The organism is Streptomyces sp. S465, from assembly GCF_026898115.1.
Classification (GTDB): Bacteria; Actinomycetota; Actinomycetes; order Streptomycetales; family Streptomycetaceae; genus Streptomyces; species Streptomyces luomodiensis.
Genome location: NZ_CP114036.1, coordinates 8795249 through 8812866, shown reverse-complemented (window position 1 = coordinate 8812866; position 17618 = coordinate 8795249). Strand labels below are relative to the sequence as shown.

Below are 17618 nucleotides of genomic sequence, written 5' to 3'. Positions count from 1 at the left end.
GGGGGTCTCCCGAGGTTCGGACCGATCAGCGGCCTTGGCGCCGGTCCACGATAGGCGTCGCCCCCGTGGCCACGGCGCTCGGCTCCGGCGTGGCGGCCGACGCGCCCCGGCCCGCGATCACCGCGGCGGCCACCGCGCCGAGCAGGGAGACCGCCGCGGTGACCCAGAGCGCGACCGAGTAGGCGTGGTCCGGCGGGAGGGAGCTCCCGGCGGGCGTGTACGCGATCATGATGGCGGAGATGGCCGCGCTGCCGACCGAGCCACCGACCGTACGCAGCACCTGGTTGAGGCTGGTGGCGCTGCCCGTCTCGGCAGCCGGCACACTGCGCACGATCAGCACCGGCATCGCCGCGTAGGCCGCGCCCACGCCGCCGCCCAGGAGGAACGTGCCCACCATGAGCACGACGAGTTCATGCCGCCACAGCGCCAGCACCACCAGGTCCAGGGAGCACAGCACCGCGCCCAGCGGCAGGATGCGGTACAGCCCGAACCTGCCGACCAGGGCCGAGGCCAGGCGGTTGGCGAGCAGGCTGCCGAGCGAGATCGGCATCAGGACGACACCGGTGAGGGTCAGCGACAGGTGGAAGCCGTAGCCCGCCCCCGAGGGGACCTGGGTGTAGAGGTTCACCAGGGACAGCCCGGCGTACATCCCCACCCCCATGAGCAGCGCGGCCACGTTCGCCGCCAGCACCGCGCGGTGCCGCACCAGGCGCAGGTCCACCAGCGGATGGCGGGCCCGCAGGGCCTGGAGCACCCACGCCACCAGCAGCACCAGCCCGGCGGCCGCACCGGTCAGCGTGGCGGGCGACGTCAGACCCCAGTCCGTACCCTGGCTGAGCGTCAGCAGGACGGCCGCGAGACCCGAGCACAGCAGCACGGCTCCGACCGTGTCCAGCGGCCGGTGCGGCACCGAGGAGCCGCGTGGCACCACCCGTGCCACCACCGTGAAGGACGAGGCCGTCAACAGCGCGGCGAACCAGAACCCGGCGCGGTAGTCGAGATGTTGCGCGATCAGCCCGGTGATCGGGTAGCCGAGCCCCGCCCCGACCGAGGTGGTGATCGACAGCGACGCCACACCACGGCGCAGCAGCGCCGGGTGCACGTGTTCCCGCGCGACCGCGATGGCCAGCGGCATCAGGCCCATGCCCACGCCCTGCAACGCCCGGCCCGCCAGCAGCACACCGAAGCTCGGTGCCAGGGCGGCCAGCACGCTGCCGAGGAAGACCGCCGCGAGGGCGGCCTGGATGGCCCCCTTGCGGCGCGGGCCGTCGCCGAGCCGCCCCAGCACCGGTCCGGAGACCGCTCCGGCGAGCAGGGTCACCGTCAGGATCCACTGCGCGGTGCCGAGTGAGACGTGCTGGTCATGGGCGATGGTCGGGACCATCGGAGCACCGAGTGTGCTGATCACGGAGACCGACAGCGCCGTGAAGGAGAGCGACCCGAGGAGGACCCTGCCGCGCCTGGCGGCGCCGCCGAGGTCCGCGGCCGGCTGTGCGCGCGCCGTCTCGCCGGTCTGCGGTCCGGTGCCGGTTTCCATCCTCGGGATCTCCCTCAAGCCGACCGGGTGATGTCATCAGCGGATGTCATCCATCAATGACATGAGGATACCCACCGGCTCGCGCGTCGCTGAGGGCGCGTCGTCACAGCCGGCCCGCCTCGGCGAACCGGCGCAGGAACCGCTGGGTCCGCTCCTGCCGCGGACTGCCGAAGACCTCCTGTGGAGTGCCGCGCTCCAGCACCACTCCGGCGTCCAGGAAGCACACCTGGTCGGCGACCTCACGCGCGAAGACCATCTCGTGGGTGGCGATGACCATGGTCATGCCCTCGTCCTTCACCTCGCGGACCAGGGCGAGCACCTCGCCCACCAGCTCCGGGTCCAGCGCGGCGGTGATCTCGTCCAGGAGCAGCAGCCGGGGGCGTACCGCCAGCGCCCGTACGATCGCCGCCCGCTGCTGCTGTCCGCCGCTGAGCCGGTCCGGGTACTCCTCGGCCTTCGCCCCGAGCGCGAGCCGCTCCAGCAGGTCGCGGCCGCGCTCTTCGGCCTCCGCCCGGGAGAGCCCGTGGACGCGCCGTGGGGCCAGGGTGATGTTCTCCAGGACGGTCAGGTGCGGGAAGAGGTTGTACGCCTGGAACACCACCCCGATCCGGCGGCGCACCGCGTCCTTGTCGGTCCGCGGATCGGTTATCTCCTCGCCGTCGAGCCAGATGGCCCCGTCGTCGACCTCCTCCAGGAGGTTGGCGCAGCGCAACAGGGTCGACTTCCCCGACCCGGAGGCGCCGATCAGCGCGGTCACCGTGTGCGGGGCGACCTCCAGGTCCACCTCGCGCAGGACCAGCGAGCCGCCGAACGACTTGCGGACCGCCTCCATCCGCAGCACGGGAGCCTGCGAAACCCCTGGTACCGCGGCCGGTGCCACGCTCTTGCGACCGCTCATACGATCCCTCCCTGGGCCCGCCGCCGGTCCATCCGGGCCGTCACCCAGTCGGTGAGCCGGGTCATCGGGATGGTCAGCGCCACGAAGACCAGGCCCGCGACGACGTACGGGGTGTAGTTGAAGTCCTTGCTGGCGATGATCTGCGCCGCGTACACGGCGTCGACGGCGCCGGCGATCGATACCAGACCGGTGTCCTTCTGGAGGGACACCAGGTCGTTGAGGAGCGGCGGCACCACGCGGCGCACCGCCTGGGGCAGCACGACGAAGCGCAGCGCCTGGCCGCCGCTGAGTCCAAGGGAGCGGGCCGCGGCCAGCTGCGAGGGATGTACGGACTCGATGCCCGCCCGGAACACCTCCGCGACGTAGGCCGAGTACGTCAGCACCAGGGCGCCACCGCCCAGCAGGACGGGATCGGTGGTCACCCCCTGGAGGCGCAGCGCGGGCACCCCGAAGACCACCATCAACAGGCAGATGATGAGCGGTAGTCCGCGGAAGAAGTCCGTGTACGCGATGGCCAGCGCCCGTATGGGGAAGAACACCGGCCCGCGCAGGGTGCGCGCCACGGCCAGCAGCAGGCCCAGGACCAGCACGGCGACGCCGCACACCGCCAGCAGCCGCAGATTGAGCCACAGGCCCTCCAGAACCTGCGGGAGCGCCACGCGCGCGTAGTGAGCGCTGAAGAACGTCTCCTTGGTGCGGGCCCAGCCGGGCGAGTTGATGATCAGCAGGAACAGCGCCGCGCCGGTGACGAGGGTGCTGGTCGCGGCGATCGCCGTCGCGCGCCGGGCGCGGGCACGCCGGTGGCGCTCGCGGGCGATGCGGCGTTCCGAGGGGACGTAGCCGTCCGCGCCGCCGGGTGTCGTGTGCGGCGTCACGTGAGCACCGGTGCGTCGACGGCCTCGGAGAGCCACTTCTTCTCCAGCGCGGCGAGGGTGCCGTCCTTCCGGATGGCGTCCACGGCGGCGGTCACGCAGGAGGTGATCCCGCTGTCCTTGTCGAGGACGAGGCCGAACTGCTCGGGCTTGCCGGAGGAGTTCGGGAACTGGCCGAGGACCTTCGCCTCGGGCACCTCGGACCCGGTGATGTAGAAGGCGGTGGGCAGGTCCACCACGATGGCGTCCACCTGGCCGTTCTTCAGCGCCGACTTGGCGAAGTCGTTCCTTTGGTAAACGGCGGGCCGCTGCGTGGGCTTCACCAGGTCATTGATGACGTCCAGGCTGGTGGTGCCCACTTGGGCGCCCAGCTTCACATCCTTGAGGTCGGCCACGCTCTTCGCCGTGGCGGCCTTCGACGTCTTCAGGGCGACGACGGCCTGGCGCACGTCGTAGTAGCCGGAGGAGAAGGCGACGGCCTTCCTGCGCTCCTCGCTGATGGAGATCTGGTTGATGTCGAAGTCGAACTTCTTGGCGCCGGGTGCGAAGGAGCTGTTGAACGGCACGTTCTGCCAGACCACCGCGTCGCGGTCGTAGCCGAGCCGCTTGGCCACGGCGTACGCCACCGCCGACTCGAACCCCTTTCCGTTGGACGGCTTGTCGTCGGCGAACCAGGGAGCGTACGCGGGTCTGTCGGTGCCGACGGTCAGCTTTCCCGGCACCTCGGTGGCGAGCCCGCCGGGTGTGCAGGAGTGCGACGTGTCCTTCGTGCCGGACGCCTTCTCCTCCGGTTGCGGGGAGCAGCTGGTGAGGGCGGCGCAGAGGGCGACGGCCGAGCAAAGGGCGGTGCCCAGGGGGCGGTTGACGAAATGCATAGCCGGAGATTCGCAAGTCCCGGGGCCGCCTGTCGAGACGGCGCGGCAACTGTCCGCATGCTGGGAACGGGTGTTGCGGCAGTGTGAAGCGGGCCGGGCGGGCACCACGGGGAGCCGGTTCTTTGACAACCGGAACAGCGTTCCGTATCTTAATCGGAACAGCGTCCCGTTTTGGCGTGGCCGAAGCGGGCGATCAACCGGACGTCAGGAAGGTCCACAGATGATTCTGGTCACCGGAGGACTGGGCTTCATCGGCTCCCACACCGTGCAGGCACTCCTCGACGCGGGTGAGGAGTGTGTGCTGGTCCAGCGCCGCACCCCCGAGCCGCCGGCCGGACGTTTCAGCGCGCCGGTCGCGGTGGAACAGGCCGACATCACCGATCTGGGCGCGCTGCTCGACATCGGCACCCGCCACAAGATCACCGGCATTGTGCACCTGGCGGGGTCCATGCCCTGGCCGCCGAGCTCCGATCAGCCCGTCGAGGCGACACGCAAGGCGATCGGCGGTTTGCTCAACGTCCTCCAGGCCGCGCAGGACTGGGGCGTGCGGCGGGTGGGCGTCGCGAGCACGATCGGCGTCTACGACCTCGGCACCGAGGGCCCGCTCACCGAGGACACGCCGTTGGCGATGAGCTCGGGCCACCTCATCCCGACCTTCAAGAAGATCGGCGAGCTTCTCAACGGCCACCTGGCCGACGCCACCGGCATCGACGTCATCAACTACCGCATCTCCGGCATCTGGGGACCCCGCGACCCCCACGGCCCACTGTTCTTCGCCGCCCCCGAACTCGTCCACGCCGCCGTACGCGGCACCGAGCCGGACCTCTCCCCGCTCCCCGGGCCCGCGTACACGGAGGACGCGCTCGACCTGTGCTACGTCAAGGACGCGGGCCGGGCCATCGCGCTCCTCCAGCTCGCGGACCGTCTCCACCACCGCACCTACAACGTCGCCTCCGGCCGCGCGACGGCCAACGCCGAGATCATCGCCGCCATCAAGAAGGTCGTTCCCGACGCCCGGATCGAGCTGCCCACGGGCGGCACCGCCGCGCGGAACCACCTCGACATCACCCGCATCCAGCAGGACACCGGCTACCGCCCCGCCTACGACACCGAACGCGCGACCGCCGACTACGTCTCCTGGCTGCGCGCGGGCAACGAATTCTGAGCGCCCGACGCACCGCCCCCCGCACGGAGGCCGGCCAGCACCGTGTCGAGCATACGGTCGGCCAACCCGGGATCGGCGTCGATACCGAGGCAGGACGGGGACGCCGCCGCGAGTGAGCCGGCGAGGAACGGCAGGTCCTGCCACCGTGCGTGCGGGTGCATGGCTCCCGCTTCCTGGGCTCGCTCACCGACGCGGCGGACGAGGTCGCGGACCCGGGCGCGGCCCTCGGCATGCACCTTCCCGGCCATGGCGGGGTCGCCGTTGAGCAGTTCGTAGAGACCCCGGTGCCGGGACTGATGCGCCACCAGAACGCACAGCGCGTCCCGCAGCCCCGTCGCGGGGGGCGCCTCGAGGGCCTCGCGCAAGCCCCCTTCAACCGTCGTGAGCACATCGTCGAGGACGGCGGACAGCAGTTCCTCACGGGAGGCGAAGCGGCGGTAGAACGTCGCCTGTCCCACCCCGGCCCGTCGCACGATCTCGTTCACCGACACGCCGAGGCCGACCTCCGCCACGGCCTCCCGGGCGACCTTGATCAGGAGTTCGCGGTTCCGCAGAGCGTCGGCCCGCAGCGCGGTGTTCTCGTGATGCACGCCTCCAGCCTAGCCAACCGGACACCCCCTCTCCAGTTGCTGTAGGCTCAGCACTAAGCGGACAACCCCTCTCCGTTTGGTGCGAGGGGTGCGATGAGTGCGACGAGTGCAATGAAGAGAGGCGGACGCCATGGGAAGGCTCGAGGGGCGTACGGCGCTGATCACCGGCGGCAGCGAGGGGCTGGGGCGCGCGATCGCCGAGGCGTTCGCCGCCGAGGGCGCCGGTCTGGTGCTGCTGGCCCGTGACCGGGAGAAGCTGGCCAGGACGGCCGGTGCGCTGCGGTCCGAGGGGGCGACGGTGCGCACCCTCGCCGTGGACCTGGCCGACCTCTCGGCCCTGACCGACGCGGTCACCCGCCTCGACGTCGGCATGGACATCCTCGTCAACAACGTGGGCCTGGCGCGGCTGAAGCCGCTGGCCGATCTGACGCCGGCGGACGCGGAGGCCATGGTGACCCTCAACCTCATGGTGCCCTTCCGGCTCACCCAGCTTCTGCTGCCCTCCCTCGTCGCGGCACGGGGGACGGTCATCAACATGTCCAGCTACTGGGCCACCACGATGGTCGCGGGGCGTCCCTCCTCGATCTATTCGGCCACCAGGGGCGCCATCGAATCGCTCACCCGCGCGCTCGCCAACGAGCTGGGCCCCGACGGAGTACGGGTCAACGCCATCGCTCCCGGCTCGATCGCGACACCCACCTTCGACCGCGAGTTCCTCGGCCGGATGACCTCGGAGCAGCGCGCCGCCTACGAACGCTATGTGCGGGACGCCTATCCGACGGGACGTATCGGCCGCATGGAAGAGGTCGCGAACGCCGCCGTGTACCTGGCCTCCGACCAGGCGTCGTGGACGACGGGCACCGTGCTCGCGGTGGACGGTGGCCTGACCCTCCGCTGAGCGGTGCGGCGCCGGTTCCGTCCGTCGATCTTTTCCGGCGCGGTCATGCGGAGTTCTTCATGCCGCTCCCGCCGCCGTCGACGACGAGGGAAGCTCCGGTCACGAACGAGGCGTCGCCTACCGAGCCGACGCGGTCGCTCGAAAGCCCGGCTCCGCCCCCGCGCCCACCCCGTCGGCACCAGCCGTCCGCCGGACCGCGCGCCCCCCGTGTCCCGGCCCTCCCCCGCCGATCCGCCGCCGCCCCATGCCCTGAGCCCGGCGGGTCCGGCCCGTGCCCGAAGGCTCGCATCGGCATGCCCGTACGGGATACGGGGGGTTCCGGCGGCCGGTGCGGAGGCGCGCCGCCTCCGCTCCCCCGCCCTGATACGGGCCGGGGCCCTCGAGAAATGTTCTCCGCCGCGGTCAGCGGCCGAACGACCCTGCCGGCCCCCGCCGGCTGAGCACAGCCGGCCGAGGCGAGCGGACCGAGTGGGTGAGGCCGATTCCGCCTGGATATCGTGGCCGGTCATGGAGCTACGCACGCTGCGCTATTTCGTGGCCGTCGCCGAGGAACTCCACTTCGGCCGGGCCGCCGCCCGGCTGCACATGAGCCAGCCGCCGCTGAGCCGGGCGATCAAGCAGCTGGAGACGGACGTCGGCGCCGTGCTGTTCCACCGCTCCGCCGCCGGAGTCAGCCTCACCCCGGTCGGGGCGACGCTGCTCGAGGAGGCGCGCACCCTGCTCGACCAGGCCGACCAGGTGCGCGTACGCGTGGCCGCGGCGGCCGGCGCCGCGACCATCACCGTCGGCATCCTGGGCGACAGCACCGACCCGGGCGCGACACGGCTGGCCGCCGCCTACCGCCGGCAGCACCCGGGCGTCGAGGTCCGGGTCCGCGACACCGACCTGACCGATCCGACCTGCGGACTGCGCGCCGGACTGGTCGACGTCGCCCTGACCCGCGGACCGTTCGACGAAACCGGTCTGACGGTGCGCGAGCTGCGCGCCGACCCGGTGGGCGCGGTGCTGCGCGCGGACGACCCGCTGGCCGGACGCGACCGCCTGAAGCTGGCCGATATGGCCGGCCGGCGCTGGTTCCGGTTCCCGCCGGGCACCGACCCGCTCTGGCAGTCGTACTGGAACGGCGGCGAGCCGCGCGAGGGTCCGGTGGTGCGCGCCGTCCAGGAGTGCCTCCAGGCCGTGCTCTGGAACGGCACGGTCGGGATGGCCCCGCTCGCCCTCGGACACGAGCCGCCCGAGGAGCTGACCGTGGTACCGCTGATCGACATGGCGCCGAGCCGTGTGGTGGCCGCGTGGAAAGCGGGGGACACGAACCCGCTGATCCGGTCGTTCGTCCGGATCGCGACGGCCGCCTACCGCGGAGATCCGTCAGAACGGCCCTGAGTGCCGCCCCGCCCGGTACGGGGCGCGGGCGGCTCGCCCGGCGGTTCCCAGCCGTGGGTGAGGATGTCGAAGATGGCCTCGACGGCGGCCCGGCGGTCCTGCCGGCCGCGAGCGAGGGCCGGGATCTCGAGTACGAACCGGGCGAGCACCCCGCAGGCGAGGTCATCGTGGTCGACGCCGATCTCGTCGGCGATGGCCGCGCCGAGCGCGTCGGTGTGCCGGGTCCACATGCGTTCGGCGTACGCGCGCAGCGCCGGTGTGGTCTCCACGAGGTGGGTGAACTCGGCCATCTGGGGATGTGCCGCGATCGGCAGCCAGCTGTCGAGGACGTGCTGCCGGAGGGCGTCGGGGATGCTCTGGCCGGCGGCTCGCCGCCGCACCGCGGCGATCAGTGCTGCCTCCCGGTCCTCGTCCTGGTCGAATACCAGCGCTTCCTTGCCGGTGAAGTGCTTGAACACCGTAGTGGTCGACACATCGGCCGCGTCGGCGATGTCACGGATGCTCACCTGGTCGTAGCCGCGTTCCAGGAAGAGCCGGAGTGCGGCGTCGGCGATCGCTTGCCGGGTGGCGGCCTTCTTGCGTTCCCGGCGGCCGACGGGGGGCGTGGTCATGGCGTGAGCATATCCGATAGTTGCATCGATAGCTAAGTTGCCTCGTTGCACTTTTTACATCGTTCTGCTTTTCTGAGGTCCGCACGCCGGGCCCCGCTCGCCCATGCCCCCTCTTCGCCCATCGACAGGGAACCCACCATGACCTCTCCCGCACCCGCCCACGCCCGCATCAGCGTCATCGGCGCCGGACCCGGCGGACTGACCTGCGCCCGCATCCTCCAGCGACACGGCATGGACGTCACCGTCCACGACCGCGACCCGGGCCCCGACGCACGCAACCAGGGCGGCACCCTCGACCTGCACGCCGACAACGGCCAGATCGCCCTGCGCGAGGCCGGTCTGCTCGACGAGTTCTTCGCACTGTCCCGCCCCGAGGGGCAGGAAATGCGCCATTGGGACCCGTCCGGAACGCTGACGGACCAGCACGTCCCGGCGGCCGGTGAGCTGTTCAAGCCGGAGATCGACCGCGGCCAGCTGCGCGACCTGCTGCTCGACTCCCTCCACCCGGGAACCGTGCGCTGGGGCCACGCCCTCGACACCGTCAGCGGGCCCGCCGACGGGCCGCGGCGGTTGCACTTCGCGAACGGTACGACCATCGAGACCGATCTGGTCATCGGCGCCGACGGCGCGTTCTCCCGGGTGCGCCCGGTGGTGTCCACCGCCGTCCCCGAGTACACCGGGGTGGGCTTCTTGGAGGCGTGGTTCTCCGACGTCGAGAACCGCCACCCCGACATCGCCGAGCTGGTCGGTCCGGGCAGCGCCGCCGCGGCCGACGGCGACCGGGGCCTGTTCGCCCAGCGCAACGGCGGAAACCACATCCGCGTCTACATCATCCGGCGAGTCCCGGTCGACTGGCTCTCCAGGAGCGGCCTGACCGCCGACGACACCGACGGCATCCGCGCCCTGCTCCTCGAGGAGTACGCCCACTGGTCGCCCCGGATGCGCCGGATGCTCACCGACAACGAAGGCCCCTACGTCGACCGCCCGCTGTTCGCCCTCCCGGTCCCGCACACCTGGGCACCCAACCCGACGGTGACCCTGCTCGGCGACGCCGCCCACCTCATGCCCCCGCTCGGCGTCGGCGTCAACCTCGCCATGCTCGACGCCGCCGAACTCGCCCTCGCGCTCGCGAACGCCGCCACGGTCGACGACGCCATCCGCACGTACGAGAAGACCATGCTCCCCCGCTCCACCGAGACGGCCAAGGCCCTCGAAGGCGGCGCCGAGCACCTGCTGTCCACCGACGTACCCGACTTCGGCCACGACGCCTAGACGCGGTGGTGTGACGCGGTGTTGTGCGGTGACGGCGGCCGATACGCGGTTGATACACAGCTGAGCGGCCACGGAGGCCCGGCCTCGCCGGGGCGGAGATCTCCTTCGGCATCATGGGAGGCTCCGCTCCTCGCACAGGTTGGTGAACATGTCCTACGCAGCCGCCGGTGACGGTGGTCCCACGCCCGTCACGATCCTCCTGGTGGAGGACGACGAGGTGATCCGCAGGTCGGTCGCGATGGCGCTGGAGCGCTACGGCTACCGCGTCACCACGGCCGGAGACGGGCTGACCGGTCTGGAGCTGTTCCGGGACGGGGGCCATGACCTGCTGCTGCTGGACGTGATGCTGCCGGGGCTCGACGGCATCGGACTGTGCCGCCGGATCCGGGAGACCAGCATGGACCCGATCCTGATGATGTCGGCCCGCGGCGACGCGCTGGACGTCATATCCGGCCTGGAGGCGGGCGCCGACGACTATGTCGTCAAGCCGGTCGACACCGCGGTGCTGGTGGCCCGGATCCGGTCGCTGCTGCGGCGGGCCACGTTCGCACCGGCCACGGCACCCGCCGATCCGGCCACCCCGGCGGCGGCCGGATCGACGGGCCACCAGCCGGGCCGGCCGGGCCGCCCCGAGCAGCCCGAGCCGCGCCCCGAACGCGCCCGGCTCCGCTTCGGTGACCTGGCCATCGACACGGGCGGCCTGGAGGTGTTCCTGGCCGGTGAGCCGGTCGCGCTGGCACCCACCGAACTGCGGCTGCTGCTGGAGTTCGCCGCGCATCCCGGCATCGTGCTGGACCGGCAGACACTGCTGCGCAACGTGTGGGATTACGGCTGGGACGGCGACAGCCGCGTCGTCGACCTGTGCGTCCAGCGGTTGCGGAAGAAGATCGGCGCCGGACGGATCGAGACGGTGCGCGGCTTCGGCTACAAGCTGAGGCGCTGACGTGGGCACCCGGTCCCTGCTCAACTGGCGCTCCCTGCGCTGGAAGATCGCCCTGCTGGTGGCCGCGGCGTGCTGCGGCATCGCGCTGACGGTCGGACTGCTGGTGCACCACAGCACCTACGAGCGGTCCATGAACGAGGGCGCGGTCAAGGCGCACACCGCACTGGACACGGCCCTCCGCTCGGGCGGCCGGAGCGGGCCCGACGCCGTCGTCCGCGCCCCCGGGGAGATGCCACCGGAGCTGGTGCGGAGGGTGCGGACCCAAGGGGAGGCGGCCGTGTACGACGAGAGCAAGCCCTACCGTCCGCGGATGTGGGCCGGAAAGCGGCTGTCCGACGGCCGTCTGGTGGCCATCTGGGTCGATATGACGCCCGATCAGCTCAGCCGCCGCGCCCTGGACCGGCATATGTGGAAGTACTCGCTGGCCGCGCTGGCCGTCGTCGTCCCCGTGTCCGCCCTCGCCGCCGAACTCCCCAACCGACGGCTGCGGCGGGTGGCGCGGACCGCACGGCGCATCGCCTCGGGCGACCTGGACGCCAGGACCGAGGCGGGCGGCCGGGCGGGCGACGAGATCACCGAGATCTCGGCCACCGTCGACTCCATGGCCGACAGCCTGCGGGACCGGCTGCGCGGTGAACAGCGCTTCACCGCCGATGTGGCACACGAGTTGCGCACCCCGCTGATGGGCCTGGTCACCTCCGCCGAGCTGCTCCCCGAGAGCGAGGCCACCGATCTGGTCAGGGACCGGGTGCGGGTGATGCGCACCCTCGTGGAGGATCTGTTGGAGATCTCCCGTCTCGACGCCGGTGTGGAACGCGCCGATCTGCGGCCCGTCGCTCTCCCCGACATGGTCCGGGACTCGCTGGCCCGCACCGGTCTCGAAGCGACCCTCACGGCCGGGGCCGCGCCCGGCGTGGTCGAGACGGACCCGCGCCGGCTCGACCGGATCCTCGCCAACCTGCTCACCAACGCCCACCGGCACGGCGGTGCGCCGGTCGAGGTCACCATCGAGGGAACGACGGTCGTGGTCCGCGACCACGGCCCCGGTTTCCCCGACAGCCTGCTCGTGGAAGGGCCGCAGCGGTTCCGCACCGGCGCGGCCGAGCGCGGCCGCGGTCACGGACTCGGGCTGACCGTCGCCTCGGGCCAGGCCCGGGTCATCGGGGCGGCGCTGCACTTCTCGAACGCCGCCGACGGCGGAGCCGTCGTCACGCTCCGGCTGCCGCCGACGGGCTGACGCCACAGAGCTGATACACAACGGAAGACCGGCCGAGCGGTGCCGGAGCCACGGTCACGACCCCGCGGAAATCCGGCCCGGCCAAGGTGGCCGACGTGCACGAGCGCAGCACGTCGACCACCTTGGAGGTGCCTTGCACATGGACCGTGACCGTATCCCCCGCCCACCTGGCACGGGCGTGGCGCAGCCGCCACGGCCGGGCCGCTCGTGGCCTCCCCTCCGCACAGCCGCTGCCACGGCCGTGGTGCTCGTGGCCGTCATCGGCCTGTGCGTCGGACTCACCTCAGGAGAGGACGGCTCGCTGTCGTGGCCCTGGCCGCGGGAGGGCCAGACGAGCGTGCTGGTCGAGGGCACCGGCGACACCGGGGCAACCGGCGACACCGGTGATACCGGTGATACCGGTGATACCGGTGATACCGGTGATGTCGCCACCGACGGCGCCCAGAGGCCGGTGCCGATCGCCAGCGTCACGAAGGTGATGACCGCGTACGTGATCCTGCGTGACCGTCCGCTGCGGGCCGGCGAGGCCGGTCCCGACATCACCGTCGACCAGCCGGCCGCCGACGAGTCCGGCTCGGGCTCGGAGTCGAGCGTGCGGGTGCGGGCCGGACAGCGGCTGAGCGAACGACACGTGCTGGAACTGATGCTGATCCCCTCCGGGAACAACATCGCCCGGCTGCTGGCCCGCTGGGACGCGGGCTCGCAGGAGGCGTTCGTGGCGAAGATGAACCGGGCCGCCCACGATCTGGGCATGCGCCACACCACCTACAGCGGCGCCAGCGGCATCGAGTCCACGACCACCAGCACCAGCGCCGACCAGCTGAAACTGGCGCGGCGGGTGATGCGCAACGAGGTGTTCCGAGCCATCGTCGCCAAGCCCAGCACCACCGTCCCCGGTGTGCCCGGCCCGATCCGCAACACCAACACCCTGCTGGGCACGGCCGGTGTGATCGGCCTCAAGACCGGCTCCAGCACACCCGCCGGCGGCGCCCTGATGTGGGCGGCCACCGCGCCCGACGGCGCGGGACACGACCGGCTGATCCTCGGCGTCGTCCTCCACCAGCGCGCGGGCTCCAGCCCCCAGGAGGGGCTCCGGGCCGCGCTCGACAGCAGCCGCACCCTGATCGAGGCCGTACGGCGGTGGGTGTCGACGACCACCTCCGGGACCCGGTGAAAGCACCATGACCACCTCCCTCGACACCCCTTCCACACCGCCGGCGCCCGCTCCCCCGCCCGAGGCCGACGAGAGCGCCACGACCGGCGGCGGCGTCTGGCGGCGGGGCCGGACCATCGCCGTGCTCGCGCTGTCGGCCGCGGCGGCGATGCTGTTCCACGCCCAGATCCCCAACCAGGTCGGCCACCTCGGCAGCCTCGTGGAGACCTTTCTGCCCTGGACCGGGCTGGCCGTGCCGGCGCTGCTGCTCTGTGCCCTCGTCCGCCGGTCCGCGACCGCCGCCGTGGCCGTCGTCCTGCCCGCGCTCACCTGGTGCTCGCTGTTCGGCGGGACGCTCCTCGACAAGCGGGCGGACGGCGGAGACCTGACCGTGGTGTCCCACAACGTCAACGAGCACAACCCGCACCCCGCGCACACCGCACGCGCCCTCGCCGCCTCCGGTGCCGATGTGCTGGCCCTCGAAGAGCTGGGCAGCGCGACAGCGCAGTACGAGAGAACACTGGCCGGCACCTACCCGTACCACGTGGTGCGGGGCACGGTCGGACTGTGGAGCGGCTACCCCATCGACGCCTCCCGCACGGTGGACATCGCGCCCTGGCCACGCGCGCTGCGCGCCACCGTGCGGACACCCAAGGGGCCGGTCACCGTCTTCGTCGCCCATCTGCTGTCGGTCCGGTTCACTCCCTTCTCGGGTTTCGCCGCCGGCGCGCGCGACGCCGCCGCGCACCGCCTCGGCGACGCCCTGCGGGCCGAACCGGCGGGCCGCACCGTGCTCGTGGGCGACTTCAACGGCACCTTCGAGGACCGGGCACTGTCCGCCGTCACCTCCCGACTGCGCTCGGCCCAGAGCGAGGCGGGCGCCGGGTTCGGGCTCACGTGGCCCGCCTCCCTCCCCGTGGCGAGGATCGACCACATACTCGTGCGCGGCGTGGATCCGCGCGCGTCCTGGACCCTGCCCGCCACCGACAGCGACCACCTGCCGGTGGCGGCGACGCTGAGGCTGTGATCCGGGCGAGTCACCCGACCGGGCCGGTGAGACACCGAGCCGCCGAGCCGCCGACTCCGCCGCTGATGCCACAACGTCCGCGACGCCGGGGTGCATCACGGGCTGCCCGGGGTGAAACGGACTGCGGCGGTGAGGAGATGACGCCTCCGGCGTGGCGGACCGGCGGTTCCGGCGTGGTGCCCCGGCCACCGCCGAAGTGAAAGCCACTTATATAATTGGCCAATGCATCGTTCGCTGGGACCCGACGAGTGTCGGATGGGGCAGGGCCCGAGAGGGCCACTGAGCGACATCGGCGGGCTCTCCGCGTCCTGCGTACGCCCGGCCGCTCCGGGGCACCGCGCGGCTGTGTGACCGCCCCGCACGTCCGGCCACACCCCTTGTACCCGCCAGAGAAACGGAGGCCAGTTGACGACGCCGGCTATCGACTCACCCCCGTCGGCCACGGACCCGCACCCCACACACCCTGCCCGTAGATTCGCCCCGCCCCGAGTCGGCGGACCCAGACGCTGGTGGGACTGGGTGCTCGCCTCCGATCCCGGCCTCGGCCACCTTCAGGCGGGGTGGCGAGCGCTGGTGTCCATGACCGTCTCCCTCTCGGTCGGTTACGGGATGACGCATGTCCTGGACGTGCCCACCATGCTGGGCATGGTGGTCGGCGGCATGATGGGGCTGATGAGCGCCTTCGTGGTGGCCGAGAACACCCCGCTGCGACTGGCGCGTTCCAGCCTGTGGATGCCCCTGCCCTACTGCGCCGCCCTGCCGATCGCCTCATGGGCGCATCCGCACCGGATGCTCGACCTCACCCTCTTGGTGGTGGCGCTGGCCTTCGCGTTCTTCCTGGCCCGCTTCGGTCCCATCGGCCTGCTGACCGGCATGATGACCTTCAACGCCTTCATGGTCGGCGGCATCATCGTCATCCCGCTGGACACCTGTGGGCCGCTCGCCGTCATCGCCGTGGTGGCCTCGGTGGCCGTACTGCTCGCCCGGCTGCTGCTGTGCTATCCGATGCCGCGTGAGGACCTGCTGCGCACCCAGCGCGCCTTCCTCGTCGAGGCCCGCAGGATCGCGGACGCCGCCGCCACCGCCCTGGACCCCGACGCCGACCAGGCCACGGCGGTCAAACGGATGAGCCGCGCGCAGCGCCGGCTGAACATCACCACCGTCACCATCGACGGCCACCTCGCCCAGCCCGAGGTCGCGGCCGACCCGGACACCGCCGAGCTGCTGCACCAGTACCTCTTCGACGCCGAGCTCGCCCTCCAGGGCATCGGCCAGGCGATCCAGAAGCTGACGGCCCGCCAGGTTCCGGCTCCGCTGCGCGAAACACTTGTGATCGGCCTGGTCATCGCCCGCGACACGCATCTGGGGCAGGCCGACGCGCTGCGCCCGGCCGCCGAGCTGATCCGGCAGCAGGCCGCCGCCGTCCCCGAGGGGACGAGCGCGGAGCAGGCGGAGGTGCGTGCCCTGGCCCACCGTGTCGCGGACCTGCTGGACGGGCTCGCCGAATCCCTCGCCCGCTGGCTGGAGCTGGGGTGGAGTTCGTCCACCGTACGGGCCAGGGTGCCGTTCCAGCCCACCGTGGCGCTGGAGCGCAACCGTCCGGCCGAAGCCGGTCCCGCCGCCAAGCGGGTCGCCGCCGCGCAGGCCGGCCCGGGGTGGCGGCGCGCCGTTCCGTCTCTGCGCGCCCCGCTCCAGGCCGGGGTCGCCGCCGCCATCACGTGCCCGCTGGCCGACGCCATCAACGGGCAGCGCTTCTACTGGGGCCTGGTGGGCGTGATGATCACGCTGTTCGGCACGAACACCACGCATGAGCGGTTGCGCAAGCTCGCACACCGTGTGGTGGGCACGGCCGTCGGCGCGGTCATCGGCATCGTCCTGCTGCACCTGATCGGGCCGGGCCACATCTGGTGGACCCTCGCGGTGATCGTCGGCGGGCTGGCCATCGGCTCCTGGGGCATGCAGCGCCAGTACGCGTACTGGGTCGTCGGCCTGGTCGCCGCGCTCGTCCAGATGTACGGCCTGACCACGCCGTACGACGACGTCAACTGGCTGCTGACGCAGCGTCTGATGGACAACGCGCTGGGCTGCGCGATAGCCACCGTCTGCGCCGCGGTGATCTTCCCGGTCTCGACCCGCAAGGTCGCGGGCGAGGTCCAGCGCGGCTACCTGTCCGCGATGGAACACCTGATCCAGCAGGTCGCCCTGCGCTGGACCGATCCGAAGGCCCCGGTCCGGCTGCGCGGCGCGGCCCGCGCCCTGGACGCCGCCCTCCTCCAGGTGCGCAGCGTGGTCAGGCCACTGGTCCGGATGCCGCTGGGCGGCCGGGGGCGCGGCAACGAGAGCGCGCTCGGGATTCTCAACACCGCCACCCGGCACGCACACACCCTGGCCGCGGCGGCGGACGTCGACATCCGCCTCGCTCCTGAGTCGGCCGCCCGTCTGCGGCGCGTCTGCGATGTCTTCGTCGACTCCCTCCATGCCCTGGACCGGCGCATCACGAAGGGCGAGGAGGGCGGCACCTGGGTCCGGGTCAGTCCCCTGATCCACGAGCTGACGGACCATCTGCGCACCGCCGACCGGCCACGCGCCGACCGGCTGCACACCGCACTGCACGAGCTGGCGGCGCTGGACGAGGCGCTCGCCGCGCTCGCGGAGGGCCGGGGGCTGGCGACGACCACCCCGCCCACCACACGGACCGCCCCGGCCGACCGCACCCACACCGCCCTCGCCGCCTGGGCGGCCACCCTGCGTCCCGGCACGACCACGAACACGGCGCGCGCCCACAGCGCGGGCGCCCCCGCCGCCGGTGCCGCCGGCCACCGCACGACGGCGCCTGCCGCCACCGCGTCTTCCGCCGGCTCCGGGACGGTCACCGTCAGCGGCGCGCTGCACTGCCCGGCGCACCCGGACGGCTGTTCGGCGTGGATCACCGTGATCAGCGATCGGGGCAAGCGCGAGGCCCTGGTCCGGGCCGCCGGCGGTGGCTACCGGCTGCCCGGTCTGCGACCCGGCGGCTACACCCTGATCGCGTCCAGCCCGGCGCATGCGCCGCGTGCGGAGTTCCTGCTGGTGGCGCCCGGCCACGCCCAGCGACACGACATCACGCTCGCCCCGGCCGGCTGACCGAGGAGCCCACCGGCCTGCCGCGTCATGGACG

15 protein-coding genes are annotated in these 17618 nt (G+C 72.3%); 9 read left to right on the top strand and 6 right to left on the bottom strand.

Translation table 11 applies throughout. The annotated features are described in order from the left end of the window. Window positions 1–25: 25 nt before the first annotated feature. The 4 genes from N6H00_RS37190 to N6H00_RS37175 form a co-directional block, all read right to left on the bottom strand. Complete coding sequence (locus tag N6H00_RS37190; RefSeq protein WP_268976284.1) at window positions 26–1537, bottom strand: MFS transporter; 1512 nt, start codon at window positions 1535–1537, stop codon at window positions 26–28. A 103-nt stretch (window positions 1538–1640) separates the two neighbouring features. Then, window positions 1641–2435: an amino acid ABC transporter ATP-binding protein gene (locus N6H00_RS37185; protein WP_329618598.1), complete on the bottom strand. Its 795-nt coding sequence runs from the start codon at window positions 2433–2435 to the stop codon at window positions 1641–1643. Beyond that, window positions 2432–3310 carry an amino acid ABC transporter permease gene (locus tag N6H00_RS37180; protein WP_268976283.1) on the bottom strand — a complete coding sequence of 293 codons (879 nt, stop codon included), beginning with the start codon at window positions 3308–3310 and terminating at the stop codon, window positions 2432–2434. The genes N6H00_RS37185 and N6H00_RS37180 overlap by 4 nt, the downstream gene beginning before the upstream one ends. Then, window positions 3307–4182 carry an ABC transporter substrate-binding protein gene (locus tag N6H00_RS37175; protein WP_268976282.1) on the bottom strand — a complete coding sequence of 292 codons (876 nt, stop codon included), beginning with the start codon at window positions 4180–4182 and terminating at the stop codon, window positions 3307–3309. The genes N6H00_RS37180 and N6H00_RS37175 overlap by 4 nt, the downstream gene beginning before the upstream one ends. A 220-nt stretch (window positions 4183–4402) precedes the next feature. On the opposite strand from N6H00_RS37175, the gene N6H00_RS37170 reads away from it, so the two are divergent. Beyond that, window positions 4403–5347 carry an NAD-dependent epimerase/dehydratase family protein gene (locus tag N6H00_RS37170; protein ID WP_268976281.1) on the top strand — a complete coding sequence of 315 codons (945 nt, stop codon included), beginning with the start codon at window positions 4403–4405 and terminating at the stop codon, window positions 5345–5347. Here the strand turns inward: N6H00_RS37170 and N6H00_RS37165 are convergent. Then, window positions 5311–5937: a TetR/AcrR family transcriptional regulator gene (locus tag N6H00_RS37165; protein ID WP_268976280.1), complete on the bottom strand. Its 627-nt coding sequence runs from the start codon at window positions 5935–5937 to the stop codon at window positions 5311–5313. The genes N6H00_RS37170 and N6H00_RS37165 overlap by 37 nt on opposite strands. Window positions 5938–6067: 130 nt before the next feature. On the opposite strand from N6H00_RS37165, the gene N6H00_RS37160 reads away from it, so the two are divergent. Both N6H00_RS37160 and N6H00_RS37155 read left to right on the top strand, forming a co-directional pair. After that, on the top strand, window positions 6068–6835 hold the full coding sequence (locus tag N6H00_RS37160; RefSeq protein ID WP_268976279.1) for an SDR family NAD(P)-dependent oxidoreductase: 768 nt from the start codon (window positions 6068–6070) through the stop codon (window positions 6833–6835). 507 nt (window positions 6836–7342) lie between these two features. Continuing rightward, entirely contained in the window at window positions 7343–8218 is an 876-nt protein-coding gene (locus N6H00_RS37155; RefSeq protein WP_268976278.1) for a LysR family transcriptional regulator, read from the top strand. Here the strand turns inward: N6H00_RS37155 and N6H00_RS37150 are convergent. Further along, window positions 8188–8829 (bottom strand): TetR/AcrR family transcriptional regulator, encoded by a 642-nt coding sequence (locus tag N6H00_RS37150; RefSeq protein WP_268976277.1) that lies wholly within the window; start codon window positions 8827–8829, stop codon window positions 8188–8190. The two genes, N6H00_RS37155 and N6H00_RS37150, sit on opposite strands and share 31 nt — an antisense overlap. A 138-nt stretch (window positions 8830–8967) precedes the next feature. Here N6H00_RS37150 and N6H00_RS37145 point away from each other — a divergent pair, with 138 nt between their 5' ends. The 6 genes from N6H00_RS37145 (at window position 8968) to N6H00_RS37120 (ending at window position 17584) form a co-directional block, all read left to right on the top strand. Then, window positions 8968–10101 carry an FAD-dependent oxidoreductase gene (locus N6H00_RS37145; protein WP_268976276.1) on the top strand — a complete coding sequence of 378 codons (1134 nt, stop codon included), beginning with the start codon at window positions 8968–8970 and terminating at the stop codon, window positions 10099–10101. Window positions 10102–10249: 148 nt separating this feature from the next. Next, window positions 10250–11044, top strand: a complete 795-nt coding sequence (locus tag N6H00_RS37140) for a response regulator transcription factor (RefSeq protein WP_268976274.1) — start codon at window positions 10250–10252, stop codon at window positions 11042–11044. A gap of 1 nt (window position 11045) precedes the next feature. Continuing rightward, the gene (locus N6H00_RS37135; RefSeq protein WP_268976273.1) at window positions 11046–12281 is read left to right on the top strand and encodes a sensor histidine kinase; all 1236 of its coding nucleotides are present in this window, start codon (window positions 11046–11048) and stop codon (window positions 12279–12281) included. Window positions 12282–12420: 139 nt separating this feature from the next. Next, window positions 12421–13455, top strand: coding sequence for a D-alanyl-D-alanine carboxypeptidase family protein (locus N6H00_RS37130; RefSeq protein WP_443073149.1), 1035 nt, complete (start codon window positions 12421–12423; stop codon window positions 13453–13455). A gap of 148 nt (window positions 13456–13603) precedes the next feature. Beyond that, window positions 13604–14461, top strand: a complete 858-nt coding sequence (locus tag N6H00_RS37125; RefSeq protein WP_268977262.1) for an endonuclease/exonuclease/phosphatase family protein — start codon at window positions 13604–13606, stop codon at window positions 14459–14461. A gap of 519 nt (window positions 14462–14980) precedes the next feature. After that, window positions 14981–17584, top strand: a complete 2604-nt coding sequence (locus N6H00_RS37120; RefSeq protein ID WP_268976271.1) for an FUSC family protein — start codon at window positions 14981–14983, stop codon at window positions 17582–17584. The last annotated feature ends 34 nt before the right edge of the window (window positions 17585–17618 follow it).